This is a genomic window from Pseudomonas sp. A1230, assembly GCF_044218825.1.
Classification (GTDB): domain Bacteria; phylum Pseudomonadota; class Gammaproteobacteria; order Pseudomonadales; family Pseudomonadaceae; genus Aquipseudomonas; species Aquipseudomonas iridis.
This window is the reverse complement of sequence record NZ_CP162582.1, coordinates 4538245-4552614: the sequence shown is the minus strand read 5'-3', so window position 1 is coordinate 4552614 and position 14370 is coordinate 4538245. Positions and strand designations below refer to the sequence as shown.

The 14370-nt window shown below is 59.6% G+C and carries 13 protein-coding genes; 3 read left to right on the top strand and 10 right to left on the bottom strand.

Annotation, left to right across the window (positions count from 1 at the left end; all coding sequences use genetic code 11):
- Positions 1-23: 23 nt before the first annotated feature.
- Positions 24-617: a transcriptional regulator BetI gene (gene betI / locus AB4P97_RS21340; RefSeq protein WP_042561476.1), complete on the bottom strand. Its 594-nt coding sequence runs from the start codon at positions 615-617 to the stop codon at positions 24-26.
- A 486-nt stretch (positions 618-1103) separates the two neighbouring features.
- On the opposite strand from betI, the gene AB4P97_RS21335 reads away from it, so the two are divergent.
- On the top strand, positions 1104-3044 hold the full coding sequence (locus AB4P97_RS21335; protein WP_395602961.1) for a BCCT family transporter: 1941 nt from the start codon (positions 1104-1106) through the stop codon (positions 3042-3044).
- A 182-nt stretch (positions 3045-3226) separates the two neighbouring features.
- Here AB4P97_RS21335 and choV read toward each other — a convergent pair whose 3' ends face one another.
- The 4 genes from choV to AB4P97_RS21315 form a co-directional block, all read right to left on the bottom strand.
- Positions 3227-4405 carry a choline ABC transporter ATP-binding protein gene (gene choV, locus AB4P97_RS21330; protein ID WP_395601577.1) on the bottom strand — a complete coding sequence of 393 codons (1179 nt, stop codon included), beginning with the start codon at positions 4403-4405 and terminating at the stop codon, positions 3227-3229.
- Positions 4402-5247, bottom strand: coding sequence for a choline ABC transporter permease subunit (gene choW / locus AB4P97_RS21325; protein ID WP_042561472.1), 846 nt, complete (start codon positions 5245-5247; stop codon positions 4402-4404). Before choW ends, choV begins: the two co-directional genes overlap by 4 nt.
- A gap of 66 nt (positions 5248-5313) precedes the next feature.
- Positions 5314-6261: a choline ABC transporter substrate-binding protein gene (locus AB4P97_RS21320; RefSeq protein ID WP_042561471.1), complete on the bottom strand. Its 948-nt coding sequence runs from the start codon at positions 6259-6261 to the stop codon at positions 5314-5316.
- A gap of 205 nt (positions 6262-6466) precedes the next feature.
- Complete coding sequence (locus AB4P97_RS21315) at positions 6467-6733, bottom strand: hypothetical protein (protein WP_147282618.1); 267 nt, start codon at positions 6731-6733, stop codon at positions 6467-6469.
- On the opposite strand from AB4P97_RS21315, the gene AB4P97_RS21310 reads away from it, so the two are divergent.
- The gene (locus AB4P97_RS21310) at positions 6696-8072 is read left to right on the top strand and encodes an L-serine ammonia-lyase (RefSeq protein WP_047303857.1); all 1377 of its coding nucleotides are present in this window, start codon (positions 6696-6698) and stop codon (positions 8070-8072) included. The two genes, AB4P97_RS21315 and AB4P97_RS21310, sit on opposite strands and share 38 nt — an antisense overlap.
- A gap of 566 nt (positions 8073-8638) precedes the next feature.
- Positions 8639-9742: a GlxA family transcriptional regulator gene (locus AB4P97_RS21305; RefSeq protein ID WP_007949927.1), complete on the top strand. Its 1104-nt coding sequence runs from the start codon at positions 8639-8641 to the stop codon at positions 9740-9742.
- Positions 9743-9854: 112 nt separating this feature from the next.
- Here AB4P97_RS21305 and AB4P97_RS21300 read toward each other — a convergent pair whose 3' ends face one another.
- The 5 genes from AB4P97_RS21300 to AB4P97_RS21280 form a co-directional block, all read right to left on the bottom strand.
- A complete protein-coding gene (locus AB4P97_RS21300) occupies positions 9855-10118 on the bottom strand; it encodes a hypothetical protein (RefSeq protein WP_273877182.1) in 264 nt (87 codons plus the stop codon).
- A gap of 384 nt (positions 10119-10502) precedes the next feature.
- On the bottom strand, positions 10503-10979 hold the full coding sequence (locus tag AB4P97_RS21295; RefSeq protein ID WP_395601576.1) for a thioesterase family protein: 477 nt from the start codon (positions 10977-10979) through the stop codon (positions 10503-10505).
- A gap of 215 nt (positions 10980-11194) precedes the next feature.
- Complete coding sequence (locus AB4P97_RS21290; RefSeq protein ID WP_115147146.1) at positions 11195-12160, bottom strand: L-carnitine dehydrogenase; 966 nt, start codon at positions 12158-12160, stop codon at positions 11195-11197.
- 141 nt (positions 12161-12301) lie between these two features.
- Entirely contained in the window at positions 12302-13189 is an 888-nt protein-coding gene (locus tag AB4P97_RS21285; RefSeq protein WP_042561466.1) for a 3-keto-5-aminohexanoate cleavage protein, read from the bottom strand.
- Between the two features lie 75 nt (positions 13190-13264).
- Positions 13265-14209 carry a choline ABC transporter substrate-binding protein gene (locus AB4P97_RS21280; RefSeq protein ID WP_115147147.1) on the bottom strand — a complete coding sequence of 315 codons (945 nt, stop codon included), beginning with the start codon at positions 14207-14209 and terminating at the stop codon, positions 13265-13267.
- Positions 14210-14370: the final 161 nt, after the last annotated feature.

The following is a 14370-nucleotide window of genomic DNA, read 5'->3' as shown; positions in this document are numbered from 1 at the left end:
GGGCCGAGCTTTTTTCGAGTGCTCTAGCTCACCTGCTTGGCCAATTGGAAATCCATGTATTCGTAAGCGATCTGTTGCGCCTGCGCTGTGTCGAAAGCGTCTCCCGACAGCGCGCCGCGCAACCACAACCCGTCAATGAGGGCTGCCAGACCGCGGGCGGCGCTGCGCGCATCTTCGAGCGGCAACACACGGCGGAACTGGCAGCACAGGTTGGAATACAAGCGGTGATCGTTGATCCGCTGCAACCTGTGCAAAGACGGCTGGTGCATGCTGGTGGCCCAAAAGGCCAACCAGGTTTTCATTGCCGGGCCATTGACCTGGCTGGCGTCGAAGTTGCCTTCGATGATCACCTGCAGATGCGCCCGTGGGCTGTCATCTGCCAACGCCTGACGACGTGCGGTGACACTCTCGCTGAGGGCGGTCATCAGATACCGCATCGTGGCGGCAATCAGGCCATTCTTGTCCTGAAAATAGTGACTGATGATGCCATTCGAGACACCGGCCAAACGGGCGATCAGCGCAATGCTGGCGTCCCCCATTCCGACCTGATCGACCGCCTGCAAAGTGGCTTCGATCAGTTGTTGGCGGCGGATGGGTTGCATACCGACCTTGGGCATCTTGCACATCTCCTTAGGCCTTCCGACGGGCGAATAACGCTTATCGGATTGAGGGCCAGTCTATTTTGTTTTGATTGAACGTTCAATCAACAAAGAATAAGATCTGCGACAAATCGTCGCTGCCTACAGCTTTTTCCTACGTGTAAGTGGCGATAAAACCGACATCCGAAAATGCTCGAAACCTGTATGGGGCATGGCGCGGTTCGCTATTCGAAGGACGTGTTGAAAGGGCAAGACGCTCAGGGCCAGGTTTCGGATGAACGTCCGTACATCTTCGGCCACGGTAGCGATTCGCAGCGCCATTTCGGCAGGTTCAGGCTTTTTTCGGGGTGTCTTTATATCACCCGCCGGTCGGCTGCCAACTAACCGATTGGTCGGGTTCCGTGTTGCCTTGTGTTCTTCTCTCGCACTGCCTGGAGCATTTGTGCCATGAGTTCTGCCTCGCTAATAAAGACCCCGCCCGAGAAGGTGACGGTCAACGGTTGGGTGTTTTACACCTCTACCGCGCTGATTCTGTTGTTGACCGCCATTCTGATTATCGCCCCGCAAGAGGCCGGCAGGATGTTGGGTGTGGCTCAGGCCTGGTTGTCGCGCAGCTTCGGCTGGTACTACATGGTGGTGATCGCCGCTTACCTGGTGTTTGTGGTGGGCCTGGCGTTTTCTTCCTACGGCAAACTCAAACTGGGCAGCAAGGACGACACCCCTGATTTCAGTTACGGCGCCTGGGCGGGGATGCTGTTCTCGTCGGGTATCGGTATTTCGCTGTTGTACTTCGGCGCCTCCGAACCGCTGGATCACTACTTCAATCCGCCTGAAGGCACTGCCGGCTCCAACATGGCGGCGCGTCAGGCTGTACAGCTGACTTTCCTGCATTGGGGCCTGCACGGCTGGGCGATCTATGCACTGGTCGGTCTGGCCGTGGCGTACTTTGCTTACCGTCATAACCAGCCGCTGGCACTGCGTTCGGCGCTGTATCCGCTGGTAGGCGAGCGTTGGGTCAAAGGCGCGGCCGGTCACGCGGTGGACGGCTTCGGCATGTTCGTGACCCTTCTGGGTCTGGTGACCAACCTGGGGATTGGTTCGCTGCAGGTGTCGTCGGGCCTTGAAAACCTTTTCGGCATGGAACACAGCAACACCAACCTGCTGATCGTGATCATTGTGATGAGCACCGTGGCGACCATCGCGGCGGTGTCGGGTGTGGAAAACGGCATCCGTCGTCTGTCCAACCTGAACATCGTGCTGTTCAGCGGTCTGCTGATTTTCGTGCTGCTGTTCGGCCCGACCTTGCACTTGCTCAATGGCTTCGTGCAGAACATTGGCGACTACCTCAACGGCATCGTGCTGAAAACCTTCGACCTCTACGTGTATGAAGGCAGCGCCGAGAAAACCGAACGCTGGATGGGCCTGTGGACGCTGTTCTACTGGGCCTGGTGGATTTCCTGGGCCCCATTTGTCGGCATGTTCATCGCGCGGATTTCCCGTGGTCGGACCGTGCGTGAACTGGTCGCCGGTGTGCTGCTGATTCCGCTGGGCTTCACGCTGGCCTGGTTGTCGATTTTCGGTAACTCGGCCCTGGATCTGGTGATGAACCATGGGGCGGTTGAGCTCGGCAAGACGGCGCTGGAACAGCCGTCGATGGCGATCTATCAGCTGCTTGAGCATTACCCGGCGTCGAAGATTGTCATTGGTGTGTCGATCTTCGTGGGCTTCGTACTGTTCCTGACCCCGGCCGATTCCGGTGCGGTGATGATGGCCAACCTTTCGTGCAAGGGCGGCAACGTCGACGAAGATGCGCCGCACTGGCTGCGGATTTTCTGGTCGGCAGTTATCACGCTGGTAACCATCGGTCTGCTGTTTGCCGGTAACTTCGAAGCCATGCAAACCATGGTGGTGCTGGCCGGTCTGCCGTTCTCGGTGGTGCTGGTGTTCTTCATGTTCGGCCTGCACAAGGCGATGCGTCAGGACGTGCAGATCGAACAGGAGCAAGCGCAACTGGCCGAGCGTGGTCGTCGTGGTTTCAGTGAGCGTCTGACGCAACTGGATCTGCAGCCGAGCCAATCGGTGGTTCAGCGTTTCATGGACAAGCAAGTCAGCCCGGCGCTGGAAGACGCGGCCGCGCAAATGCGTGCGCAGGGTCTGGAAGTACAGACGCTGTTGGGTAAATCCAAGCGTTGCATGGGCGTGCGCATCGAAATGGAAGAGGGGAACCCTTTCGTTTATGAAGTGAGCCTGGAAGGTTACCTCGCGACGCCGACTGAATCTGTGGGCTCTGAAGAGGCGCGCCAGCGCTACTACCGCGCCGAGGTGTACCTGCACAACGGCAGCCAGGATTATGACCTGATGGGCTTCACGCAGGATCAGATCACGCGGGATGTGCTCGATCAGTTTGAAAGCCATCGGCAGCTCCTTGGCCGGGTGTACAGCTAAGTAATGAAGGAGGCGGTGTTTCTGTCTGAAGCACCGCGTTGCCTCCTTTAAAGATCGCAGCCTTCGGCAGCTCCTACATTGATCGCATCCCCCTGTAGGAGCTGCCGAAGGCTGCGATCTCTTGATCTTCACTCAAACAAAAACGCCACGATCCTCTCGCGGCGTTTTTGTGTCTGCGGGGCTTACCCCAGGTTCTTGCCCAGCAACGCGTGATACAGCTCGCTGTCGCCCAGGATCCCCACCACATGATTGTTATCGTGCAGCACCAGTTTGTTGCCGGTCTGGTAACGAATCTGCAACGCATCGCGCATGCCGATATTCGAGTCGACCAGCGTCGGCCGGCGCTCCAGTCCTTCCACCGCTTGCCCCGGTGCCCAATTCTGCAAGTCGAGGGCCGCGCCGTTCTGCCGCGCGCCTCTGATGGTGTTGCCTTCGGCCAGGTCCAGCCACGAATCGCCGCCCGGATCGAGACACACCGAGCCGTTGATGCGTTTGCACTTGTCCAGCGTGCGCATCAGGCTGCGACCGCACAGCACGTTGAGCGGATTGGTGTGCGCGACGAAGGTGCGCACATAGTCGTCCGCCGGGTTCAGCACAATCTCTTCAGGCACGCTGTATTGAATGATCCGGCCGTCCTTCATGATCGCGATGCGGCTACCTAGTTTGAGCGCCTCATCAAGGTCGTGGCTCACGAACACAATCGTCTTGTTGAGCTTGCGTTGCAGCTCCAGCAGTTCATCCTGCAAACCCTGACGGATCAACGGGTCGAGTGCCGAGAATGGTTCGTCCATCAGCAGAATATCGGCATCCATGGCCAGCGCCCGGGCAAGGCCCACACGTTGCTGCATGCCGCCGGAGAGTTCGTCAGGCTTTTTGTTGCGCCATTGGGTCAGGCCCACCAGTTCGAGTTTTTCATCGACCAGTTTCTTGCGTTCCTTTTCCGGGCGCCCCTGCATTTCCAGACCGAAACTGATGTTCTCGCGCACCGTCAGCCAAGGCATCAAGGCGAATTTCTGGAACACCATGGCGATGCGTTTGGTGCGCATCATTTTCAGTTCGGCGGGCGTGCAGGAGGCGATGTCGATCTGGCGGTTTTCATGCTCGACGAACAGCTTGCCGCGGCTCACGGTGTTGAGGCCGTTGATGCAGCGCAGCAGGCTCGACTTGCCGGAGCCCGAGAGGCCCATCAGCACGCAGATTTCGCCTTTGTTGATGTCCAGCGTGGCTTTTTCCACACCAACGATTTGCCCGGTCTTTTTCAGGATCTCGTTGCGGGTCATGCCCTGATCCAGCAGCTTGAGTGCCTCGCGCGGATCTTTGGAGAAGATTACGTCGACGTCTTCGAAGCGAATTATGCTCATGCGTCACCCCCTACTTTGGCGTCGGGTTGTTTGCAGATACGGTCGAGCATGATCGCCAGCAGTACGATCGCCAGGCCTGCTTCGAAGCCCAGGGCGATATCAGCAGTGTTCAGTGCGTTGACCACCGGTTTGCCGAGTCCGTCGGCGCCCACCAGTGCCGCGATCACCACCATCGACAACGACAGCATGATGCATTGAGTGATGCCGGCAGCGATGCTCGGCATGGCGTGAGGCAATTCGATCCGTGAGAGCAATTGGCGACGCGAGCAGCCGAAGGCCTTGCCGGCGTCCATCAGTTCTTGCGGGACATCGCGGATGCCCAGGTAGGTCAGGCGGATGGGCGCCGCGATGGCGAACACCACCGTGGAGATCAGGCCCGGCACCACACCCAGCCCGAAGAGGGTCAGGGTAGGAATGAGGTAAACGAAGGTCGGTACGGTCTGCATCAGATCGAGTACCGGGCGCATCACCGTGTAGAACATCGGCTTGTGCGCGGCGATGATGCCCAGCGGCACACCGATCAGCACGCAGACAAAGGTGGCGAACAACACCTGGGCGAGGGTTTCCATGGTTTCCTGCCAGTACCCCAGATTGAGGATCAGCAGAAACGAAGCGACTACAAAAGCGGTGAGCCCCCATTTGCGCTGGATCAGATGCGCAATCAGGGCGATGAGGCCGATCAAGACCAGCGGGTTGAACCAGGTCAGCGCAAACGTCACGCCGTGGATCATCGTTTCCAGCGTCACGGCAATTGCGTCGAACGTGTTGGCGCCGTGTTGCGTCAACCATTCAACGAATGCCGCGATGTACTGGCCTAAAGGTATTTTCTGATCAATCAGCATGGTAGTGAACGTCCGCATGCAAGGAAATAAACAGCCCGGGCAGGCGAACCTGCCCGGCATAAGCGATTACTGGGCTAACTTGGCTTTCACGGCCTCCAGGCCAGGCTTACCGTCAATGGTGGTCACGCCAGCGAGCCAGGTATCGAGCACCTGTGGATTCTTTTTCAGCCAGGCCTTGGCGGCCGCGTCAGGCTTCATCTTGTCGTCGAGGATGTTGCCCATCAGTTCGCTTTCCATGTCGACGGTGAACTCCAGATTCTTCAGCAATTGACCGACGTTGCTGCATTCCGTGGCGTAACCCTTGCGGGTGTTGGTCGCTACGGTGGCCGCACCGAAATCGGGGCCGAAGAACTCGTCGCCGCCGGTCAGGTATTGAATCTTGAACCGCTTGTTCATCGGGTGCGGCGCCCAGCCGAGGAACACCACCTCGGTGCCACGGCGCGACGCGCGGTCAACCTGCGAGAGCATGCCCGCTTCAGACGATTCGACGACTTTGAACCCGGCGGTTTTCAGGCCGAAGGCGTCCTTGTCGATCATGCTCTGGATCAGACGGTTGCCGTCGTTGCCAGGCTCGATGCCGTAAATCTTGCCGTCGAGTTCTTTCTTGAATTTGGCGATGTCGGCGAAGTCATGCAGACCTTTGTCATACAGGGCTTGCGGCACGGCGAGGGTGTACTTGGCGCCGGTGAGGTTGGTGCGCACGGTTTCCACGGTGCCGGCGTCACGGTAGGCCTTGATGTCGTTTTCCATGGTCGGCATCCAGTTGCCGAGGAACACGTCCATGTTCTTGCCGTCGGCCAGCGACTTGTAGGTCACGGGTACGGAGATCATGGTGGTCTTGGTCTTGTAGCCGAGGGCGTTGAGGACGACGGAGGTGGTAGCGGTGGTGGCGGTGATGTCGGTCCAGCCAACATCGGAGAAATTTACGGTACTGCACTGTGCCGGTTCTGCAGCTTGCGCCAGTAACGGCAGACTCAGCATGGCGGCCAACAACAACGACGGGGAACCTTTCATGGATGGACTCCTTGGTGTTTTTTTTGGCAGTGTTCCGACTGGACCACCGCACTTATGGGTTGCGGTTGGATGGCGTTCTGGAGACAGCTCTACCACGTCGCCTTGCAATCGAGTCATAACGATCATGTACCAGTGAAAATCTGACGCCTACAGGGGGGGTCGTATCCAGTACAGGGATGGTCGCATCCAGTGTCAGTGACGTCGTTTACAGCTTTTTTCTGCCCTGTCTGGCCATCTGAACTGCATAAAAACGGCGCAAACAGGCGTGAAAACCGGTACGGCGTTCGTGGACATGAGTGCGTCGGTGCCAGACGCCGTGCGAGCCATCAAAAGCCTGATGATGCGGGCATTCCGGCGGATCGCAGCTTGAGCGTAGCAGCTCCGCCAGCGGGCGCTTAACGCCCCGGATCAGCATCTTCAGGAGCTCTGCAGCAATGGCTATCAGCGTTTTCGACCTGTTCAAAATCGGCATCGGCCCTTCCAGTTCCCACACCGTCGGGCCAATGCGCGCGGCGGCATTGTTTGTTGAGTCGCTGCGTGACAGGCATCAGTTGGAACAGGTGCGGCGCATTGAGGTTCAGCTTTTCGGTTCGCTGTCGGCCACGGGCATCGGTCACGGCAGCGACAACGCGGTGATCATGGGGTTGATGGGCGAGTGGCCGGACGCGATCGATCCGTCGCAGATCGGACCGCGCATCCAGGCCCTGCGTGAAACCCACACACTTCTCTTGGATGGTCGCTTGTCGGTGCCGTTTGTCTGGGCCCGCGACATGCGCCTGATCGAGGAAAACCTGCCGTTTCATCCCAACGCCATGACCCTGGTTGCCGAAGGCGATCACGGCGAGCTGCATCGCGACACCTACTATTCAGTCGGCGGCGGTTTTGTCGTAGATGAGGCGCAGGCGTCCAGCGGCGTGGTCGATCTGGATCGCACCGAGTTGCCTTATGACTTTTCCAGCGCCGTCGAACTGCTGGAGCTGTGCAAAAAGAACAACCTGCGCGTTGCCGAATTGATGATGGCCAACGAGAAGGTCTGGCGCAGTGAAGAAGAGATTCGCGCCGGGCTGATGAAGCTGTGGCGGGCGATGCAGGATTGCGTCGAACAGGGCTTGAAGCACGAGGGCATCCTGCCCGGCGGTTTGAATGTGCGTCGCCGCGCGGCGAAGTTGCACCGTAGCCTGCAGGAGCTGGGCAAGCCGAATGTGATTGGTTCGACACTGAGCGCAATGGAGTGGGTCAACCTGTTCGCACTCGCCGTGAATGAAGAGAACGCCGCGGGTGGGCGCATGGTCACGGCACCGACCAACGGCGCGGCGGGGATCATTCCGGCGGTGTTGCACTACTTTATGAAGTTCAGCGAGGCGGTGACTGACGCCAATGTCGTCGATTACCTCCTCGGTGCGGCGGCGGTCGGGATTCTGTGCAAGAAGAATGCGTCGATCTCCGGTGCTGAAGTCGGCTGTCAGGGCGAAGTCGGCTCGGCGTGCGCGATGGCGGCGGCGGGGCTGGCGGAGATTCTTGGCGCCACACCCGAGCAACTGTGCAATGCGGCGGAGATAGGCCTGGAGCACAACCTTGGGCTGACGTGCGATCCGGTAGGTGGCCTGGTGCAAGTGCCGTGCATCGAGCGCAATGCGATTGCGGCGGTGAAAGCAATCAACGCAGCGCAGATGGCGTTGCGTGGCGACGGGCAGCACTTTATCTCGCTGGACCGGGTGATTCGCACCATGCGCGATACCGGCGCCGATATGCATGACAAATATAAAGAAACGTCGCGCGGTGGCTTGGCGGTGAGCGCGGTTGAGTGCTGAGTCAGCTCCACCGAGGTGAATTCTTCGTCGGAACGCCGCCCGGAGACAAGCTCGCTCCCACATTGGAACCAGGCGTTCATACATTTTTGTGTTCACTGGAGATCTACTGTGGGAGCGAGCCTGCTCGCGAAGGGGCCAGACCAGTCAAAACTGCGCGCTAAGTGAACACGGCTAATCAATCACGCCACCTTTTAGCGCGTCGCAATCAGATAAGAGTCTTTCCCAGCTGTTACAGGCAATCGGCACCCCCTACCGTCCGTCACCCGTGCCTTAGGTGACATTCCCCGGCAACCGTGCGCAAGCCAGTTCCCACAAGTGCTACCGATATGCTCACACCCATCGGGGCAGGGCTTTCACTGGCGTCGATGGCACTTCGAAATACCCTTCGTCGGACGTCTCGAATAGACACGTCGCGACGTCGTTTTCAGGAGTTGTTGAACGGCCATTCAATTTTAGGCATGGCAATTGCTCTGTCATAACAAAGCCCGTCTCCCCTGCGAGAACGCCGGCAATAACAAGAGCCTCCGCCTGAGGCCATCACCCGCTTTGTGTGAGGAGATACCGCGATGACGTCGTTCAACTCCGGGGCCCAACCCCAGAACCGTGCGCCTCAATCCATCGGCTTTCTGCTGCTGGACAATTTCACGCTGATTTCTCTGGCCTCCGCAGTTGAACCTCTGCGCATGGCCAACCAATTGTCCGGTCGCGAGCTGTATCGCTGGAGCACCCTCACCGTTGATGGCGGCCAGGTGTGGGCCAGTGACGGTCTGCAAATCACCCCTGACGCCTCCATGCACAAAGCACCACCCCTGGACACTGTGATCGTCTGCGGTGGCATCGGCATCCAGCGCACCGTTACCCGTGAACACGTCTCATGGCTGCAAAGCCAGGCGCGTCAGTCCAAGCGTCTCGGTGCCGTGTGCACCGGCAGTTGGGCCCTGGCGTGCGCCGGCCTGCTCGACGGTTTCGATTGCAGCGTGCATTGGGAATGTCTGGCGGCGATGCAGGAAGCTTTCCCGCGCGTGGCGATGAGCACCCGCTTGTTTACCCTCGACCGCAACCGTTTCACCAGCTCCGGCGGCACCGCGCCGCTGGACATGATGCTGCACCTGATCAGCCGCGATCACGGCCGTGAGCTGTCCGCCGCGATCTCGGAAATGTTCGTCTACGAGCGTATCCGCAACGAGCAGGATCACCAGCGTGTGCCGCTCAAGCACATGCTCGGCACCAACCAGCCGAAACTGCAGGAAATCGTTGCGCTGATGGAAGCCAATCTGGAAGAGCCAATCGACCTTGATGAACTGGCGGTGTACGTCGCCGTGTCGCGTCGACAGCTCGAGCGCCTGTTCCAGAAATACCTGCACTGTTCGCCGTCGCGCTACTACCTCAAGTTGCGCCTGATTCGCGCGCGGCAATTGCTCAAGCAGACGCCGATGTCGATCATCGAAGTGGCATCGGTGTGCGGTTTTGTGTCGACGCCGCACTTCTCCAAATGCTACCGCGAATACTTCGGCATTCCGCCGCGTGACGAGCGCGTAGGGTCCAACACCACCCAGCAAGTGGCGATGCTGCCGCTGCCGCAAGCGATTGTGATGTCGCCGCTGTCGGGTCCGATGTCGGCGTTGAGCCAGGCGCGCAATGAGTCGACGTTTGCCAGTGTAAGGCTCTAGACCGAGGCGCTTTCATCGCTGGCAAGCCAGCTCCCACAGTGATCCGGGTGAACACAACATTTGTGTCCAACACAGATCCTGTGGGAGCTGGCTTGCCAGCGATGGCGGTTTATCAGGCGCTATGGCTTTGCTGGTACTCCGCCAACGCTGGCAGCAACTGTTTGTCGATGGCCTGACGCACTGCGGGCTGGATGCTGGCGCCGCTGGTGTACATGTCCTTGACCATCTTGCGCAGCTCGGATGCCCTTACATTATCCAGCCCACGCACCGCACACTCACAGGCCTGCTCGGCCGTGGAGCCACTTGGCACCTGAAACCCCAATGCCTTGAGCTGTCCCAACAGGTCTTCCTGATCAATCAAGTCGGCGTACATCATGAGGCGAATCCTTCTTCGGCAACGGAGGTCGTGGTTCGATTCTGGTAGGCGGGTGAAGTGACGGCAAGAGCGATTTGTCGCAGTGGCCGCGACGGCTATGAACAGGTCGTTTTCGGCTAACTCGCTGTGCCGGGGAGTCGGCACACTGAACTCAGCTTGCAACACGAAGGTTTGGTCACCCTCGCATCGCAGCTCCTCAACAGTAGCCTCTGCCCCGATCCAGTCACGGCTGGTATCGGGTTTTTTTTGGCTGTAAATCAGCAAGACCGAGGTGGATTCATCGCTGGCAAGCCAGCTCCCACAGGTTTTGGATCTGGACACCTTTTTGTGACCAGCGCCTAACCCTGTGGGAGCAGGCTTGCCCGCGATGAACGATGACGCGGTCTACCGGGCAGGCGGCAGGGCGATGACGCGGCCTGTGTAAGCTGGGGCGGGCAGGTCGGTTTGCGCGGCGACGATGGTTTGCAGATGATTCAGCGTGTCGGGGGTGAACGGTGCCGAGCGTGGGCCGGCGAGATCGACATGGAGCAACATTTGCTCGTTGCCGGCCAGTTCCTGGGGATCGCCGACTTTGTGCAGGCTGTGATAGAGGTGCAGGCGTTTACTATCGTGGCCGATGATTTGCGTGTGCACTTCGACCTCGGCGTCGAGCTTCACTTCGTGCAGGTAGTTGAGGTGCAGTTCGAGCGTAAACAGCGAGTGGCCGCTGGCTTCGCGGTTGTTGCTGTCCATGCCGAGGCGATCCATCAGGGCGTCGGTGGCGTAGCTGAAAATCAGCAGGTAAAAGGCATCGCGCAGGTGGCCGTTGTAGTCGACCCAGTCGGGGATGATGCGGGTTTGGTAGGTGGTGAGGGTGGGCATGATTGGGTTCCGGGCTGTTAGATGGTCTTCAGGATCAAAAGCTACCCCCTCACCCCAGCCCTTTCCCCCAGGGGGGCGAGGGGGAAAGGGAGCCGATCTTTATGCGATTCAAAACTCGTTTTCGGCTCGGTAATTCAGGTCGGCGTCACTCGCACGAGCACCTCGGACCTCTGGGAGAGGGCTAGGGTGAGGGCAGCAATGTCATGCCAAACGCATCACTCGCTGAAACTCATTCCATGCTTTTCCTTGGTAGTCCTGACCGCCTCCAATACCGCCAGCAGGCAATCATCACGATAGCGCTCCAATGCCGAAATACTACGTTCGCCAAGCTGCTCGCTGGTGCCATCGACCACGTCATCAATCAACTTGTCAGTCAGTTCCGGGGCCGGCAGATAGGTCCACGGCAACTGCAAGGCCGGGCCGAATTGCGACATGAAGTGGCGCATCCCGGCATCACCACCGGCCAGCGTGTAAGTCAAAAACGTGCCCATGAACGACCAGCGCAGGCCCGCGCCAAAGCGGATCGCATCGTCGATCTCGCCCGTTGTGGCGACGCCATCGTTAACCAGGTGCAGCGCCTCACGCCACAGTGCTTCAAGCAAACGGTCGGCAATAAACCCCGGCACTTCCTTGCGCACGTGCAGCGGGCGCATGCCGAGGGATTCATAGACTTTCATAGCCGCTTGCACGGCTTCAGGCGCGGTGTTCTTGCCGCCGACCACTTCCACCAACGGCAGCAGGTAGACCGGATTGAACGGATGGCCGACCACACAGCGTTCCGGGTGGGTCGAGCTCTCGTAAAACTCGCTCGGCAGCAGGCCAGAAGTGCTGGAACCGATTAACGCGTTAGGCTTGGCGGATGCGCTGATTTTGCTGTGCAATTCCAGTTTCAGTTCCAGACGTTCCGGAGCGCTTTCCTGAATGAAATCGGCATCACGCACGCATTCTTCGATGGTCGCGACAAAGCGCAGACGATCCTGCGAAGCGCCCGGCGCCAGGCCGTTTTTCTCCAGCGCACCCCAGGCATTGGCGACGCGTTTGCGCAATGCCGCTTCAGCGCCGGGCGCCGGGTCCCAGGCCACCACGTCGAGGCCGTGGGCGAGGGCACGCGCGACCCAGCCGCTGCCGATGACACCGCTGCCCAGGGCGGCGAAGGTTTTGATTTCGGTGATAAAGCTCATTGGTCATGTCCTAAAGAGTTCGCAGAACCCTGTGGGAGCGGGCTTGCCCGCGATGGCGTCGGCACTACTGAAAAAATCTGTCGGTAGAACAGCCGTCATCGCGGGCAAGCCCGCTCCCACAAGGTCATGGGTAAGTTCGAATTAACCGCGCTGGGTCAGGCCCATTTTCTTGCGACCTTCCGCCGGAGTCAGCACGCGGGCGCCGAGGCGGCTGAGGATTTCGGTGGCGCGTTCGACCAGTTGGCCGTTGGTCGCCAACACGCCCTTGTCCAGCCACAGATTGTCTTCCAGGCCGACCCGCACGTTGCCGCCGAGCAGCACGGCTTGCGCCGCCATCGGCATCTGCATGCGGCCAATGCCGAACCCGGCCCACACGGCATCCGCCGGCAGGTTGTCGACCATGGCTTTCATGGTGGTGGTGTCGGCCGGCGCGCCCCACGGGATGCCCAGGCACAGCTGGAACAACGGGTTGTCGAGCAGGCCTTCCTTGATCATCTGCTTGGCGAACCACAGGTGACCGGTGTCGAAAATTTCCAGTTCGGCCTTCACTCCCAGCTCGGTGATGCGTTTGGCTCCTGCGCGAAGTTGCGCCGGGGTGGAGACGTAAATGGTGTCGCCGTCGCCGAAGTTCAGCGTGCCGCAATCGAGGGTGCAGATTTCCGGCAGCAGTTCTTCGACATGAGCGAGGCGGGTCAGCGGGCCGACCAGATCGGTGTTCGGGCCGAACTCCATCGGGTTCTCGCCCGCGCCGATTTCCAGGTCGCCACCCATGCCGGCCGTGAGGTTGACGATGATGTCGACGTCCGATTCGCGGATCCGCTCCATCACTTCGCGGTACAGCGCCACGTCACGGCTGAACTTGCCGGTCTGTGGATCACGGACGTGGCAATGCACCACAGTGGCGCCAGCCTTGGCGGCTTCCACGGCGGCTGCAGCGATCTGTTTCGGGGTGACCGGCACGTGCGGGCTGCGGGCGGTCGTGTCGCCAGCACCGGTGAGTGCGCAGGTGATGATGACGTCGTGGTTCATGGTGCGGTTTCCTTCAGGCGTGATGGGTCTGTCCGCAGCCCTTGTCGGGCTGCGAAGCGGTGATTCAGGGGTGATTTACTTGCTGGTCAGTTGCAGGTTTTCAGCGGCCGGTTTTCCATCGAAAGTGGTCACACCTTCGAGCCAGCGCTGCTTGTCTTGCGGGTGATCCTTGAGCCATTGCCGGGCGGACTCGAAGGCGTCCTTGTGATCGAGCAGCGGTTGCATCATCCGGCTCTCGTCTTCGGCGGTGTACGTCAGGTTGGTCAGCAGGCGACCGATGTTCGGGCATTGTTCGGCGTACTTGGGCGACGTGACCGTCCATACGGTGGCCATGCCTTCGTTCGGGCCGAGGGCGTCTTCGCTGCCCGTGAGATAAGTCATCTGCACGTTGACGTTCATCGGGTGCGGCGCCCAGCCGAAGAACACCACGGCCTCTTTGCGGCGCACGGCGCGATCAACCGCCGCGAGCATGCCGGCTTCGCTTGATTCGACCAGTTGGAATTTGCCGAGACCGAACTGGTTCTTGGCGATCATTGCCTTGATCTGCGTGTTGGCGCCCGAACCCGGCTCGATGCCGTAAATCTTGCCGCCCAGTTCTTTCTCGAATTTCGCGATGTCGGCGAAGGTTTTCAGGCCCTTGTCAGCCAGGTAAGTCGGCACAGCCAGGGTGGCGCGGGCATCTTTGAGGCTAGGCGCTTCGAGGACCTTGACCTGATTGGCGTCGACGAACGGCGTGATGGTCTGGGTCATCAGCGGGTTCCAGTAGCCGAGGAACAGGTCCAGACGCTGATCGCGTATCCCGGCGAAGATGATTTGCTGGGATGCGCTGGTTTGTTTGGTGTTGTAGCCGAGGCCGTCGAGCAGGACCTGGGTCATGGCGCTGGTAGCGATCACGTCGGTCCAGTTGACCACGCCCATGCGTACGTTCTGGCAAGACGCGGGTTCGGCCGCCATGACGCTGGCGCTCAAGAAAGCGGTACCGCTGAGTGCAAGAACACAGCTGCTGATCAGTCGTTTCATGTCGGGTTCCTCGGCAGGTCGTTTATTGTGGTTCCCGGCGTCTGATGCGCCGGTGATGCAAAGTTACGCAGCAATGCGCCCGTGAAAGCGCACTACGGCGACCGGCACTTGCACTGTAGCGACCTGTGCGCTTGAACGCTGACGACAATCGGCGTATCAAC

What these genes read in the sequence shown, in the direction of transcription:
- betI (WP_042561476.1), bottom strand. Translation starts at nt 617, where the DNA reads ATGCCCAAGGTCGGTATGCAACCCATCCGCCGCCAACAACTGATCGAA.
- choV (WP_395601577.1), bottom strand. Translation starts at nt 4,405, where the DNA reads ATGAGCATAATTCGCTTCGAAGACGTCGACGTAATCTTCTCCAAAGAT.
- choW (WP_042561472.1), bottom strand. Translation starts at nt 5,247, where the DNA reads ATGCTGATTGATCAGAAAATACCTTTAGGCCAGTACATCGCGGCATTC.
- AB4P97_RS21320 (WP_042561471.1), bottom strand. Translation starts at nt 6,261, where the DNA reads ATGAAAGGTTCCCCGTCGTTGTTGTTGGCCGCCATGCTGAGTCTGCCG.
- AB4P97_RS21310 (WP_047303857.1), top strand. Translation starts at nt 6,696, where the DNA reads ATGGCTATCAGCGTTTTCGACCTGTTCAAAATCGGCATCGGCCCTTCC.
- AB4P97_RS21315 (WP_147282618.1), bottom strand. Translation starts at nt 6,733, where the DNA reads ATGCCGATTTTGAACAGGTCGAAAACGCTGATAGCCATTGCTGCAGAG.
- AB4P97_RS21305 (WP_007949927.1), top strand. Translation starts at nt 8,639, where the DNA reads ATGACGTCGTTCAACTCCGGGGCCCAACCCCAGAACCGTGCGCCTCAA.
- AB4P97_RS21300 (WP_273877182.1), bottom strand. Translation starts at nt 10,118, where the DNA reads ATGATGTACGCCGACTTGATTGATCAGGAAGACCTGTTGGGACAGCTC.
- AB4P97_RS21295 (WP_395601576.1), bottom strand. Translation starts at nt 10,979, where the DNA reads ATGCCCACCCTCACCACCTACCAAACCCGCATCATCCCCGACTGGGTC.
- AB4P97_RS21290 (WP_115147146.1), bottom strand. Translation starts at nt 12,160, where the DNA reads ATGAGCTTTATCACCGAAATCAAAACCTTCGCCGCCCTGGGCAGCGGT.
- AB4P97_RS21285 (WP_042561466.1), bottom strand. Translation starts at nt 13,189, where the DNA reads ATGAACCACGACGTCATCATCACCTGCGCACTCACCGGTGCTGGCGAC.
- AB4P97_RS21280 (WP_115147147.1), bottom strand. Translation starts at nt 14,209, where the DNA reads ATGAAACGACTGATCAGCAGCTGTGTTCTTGCACTCAGCGGTACCGCT.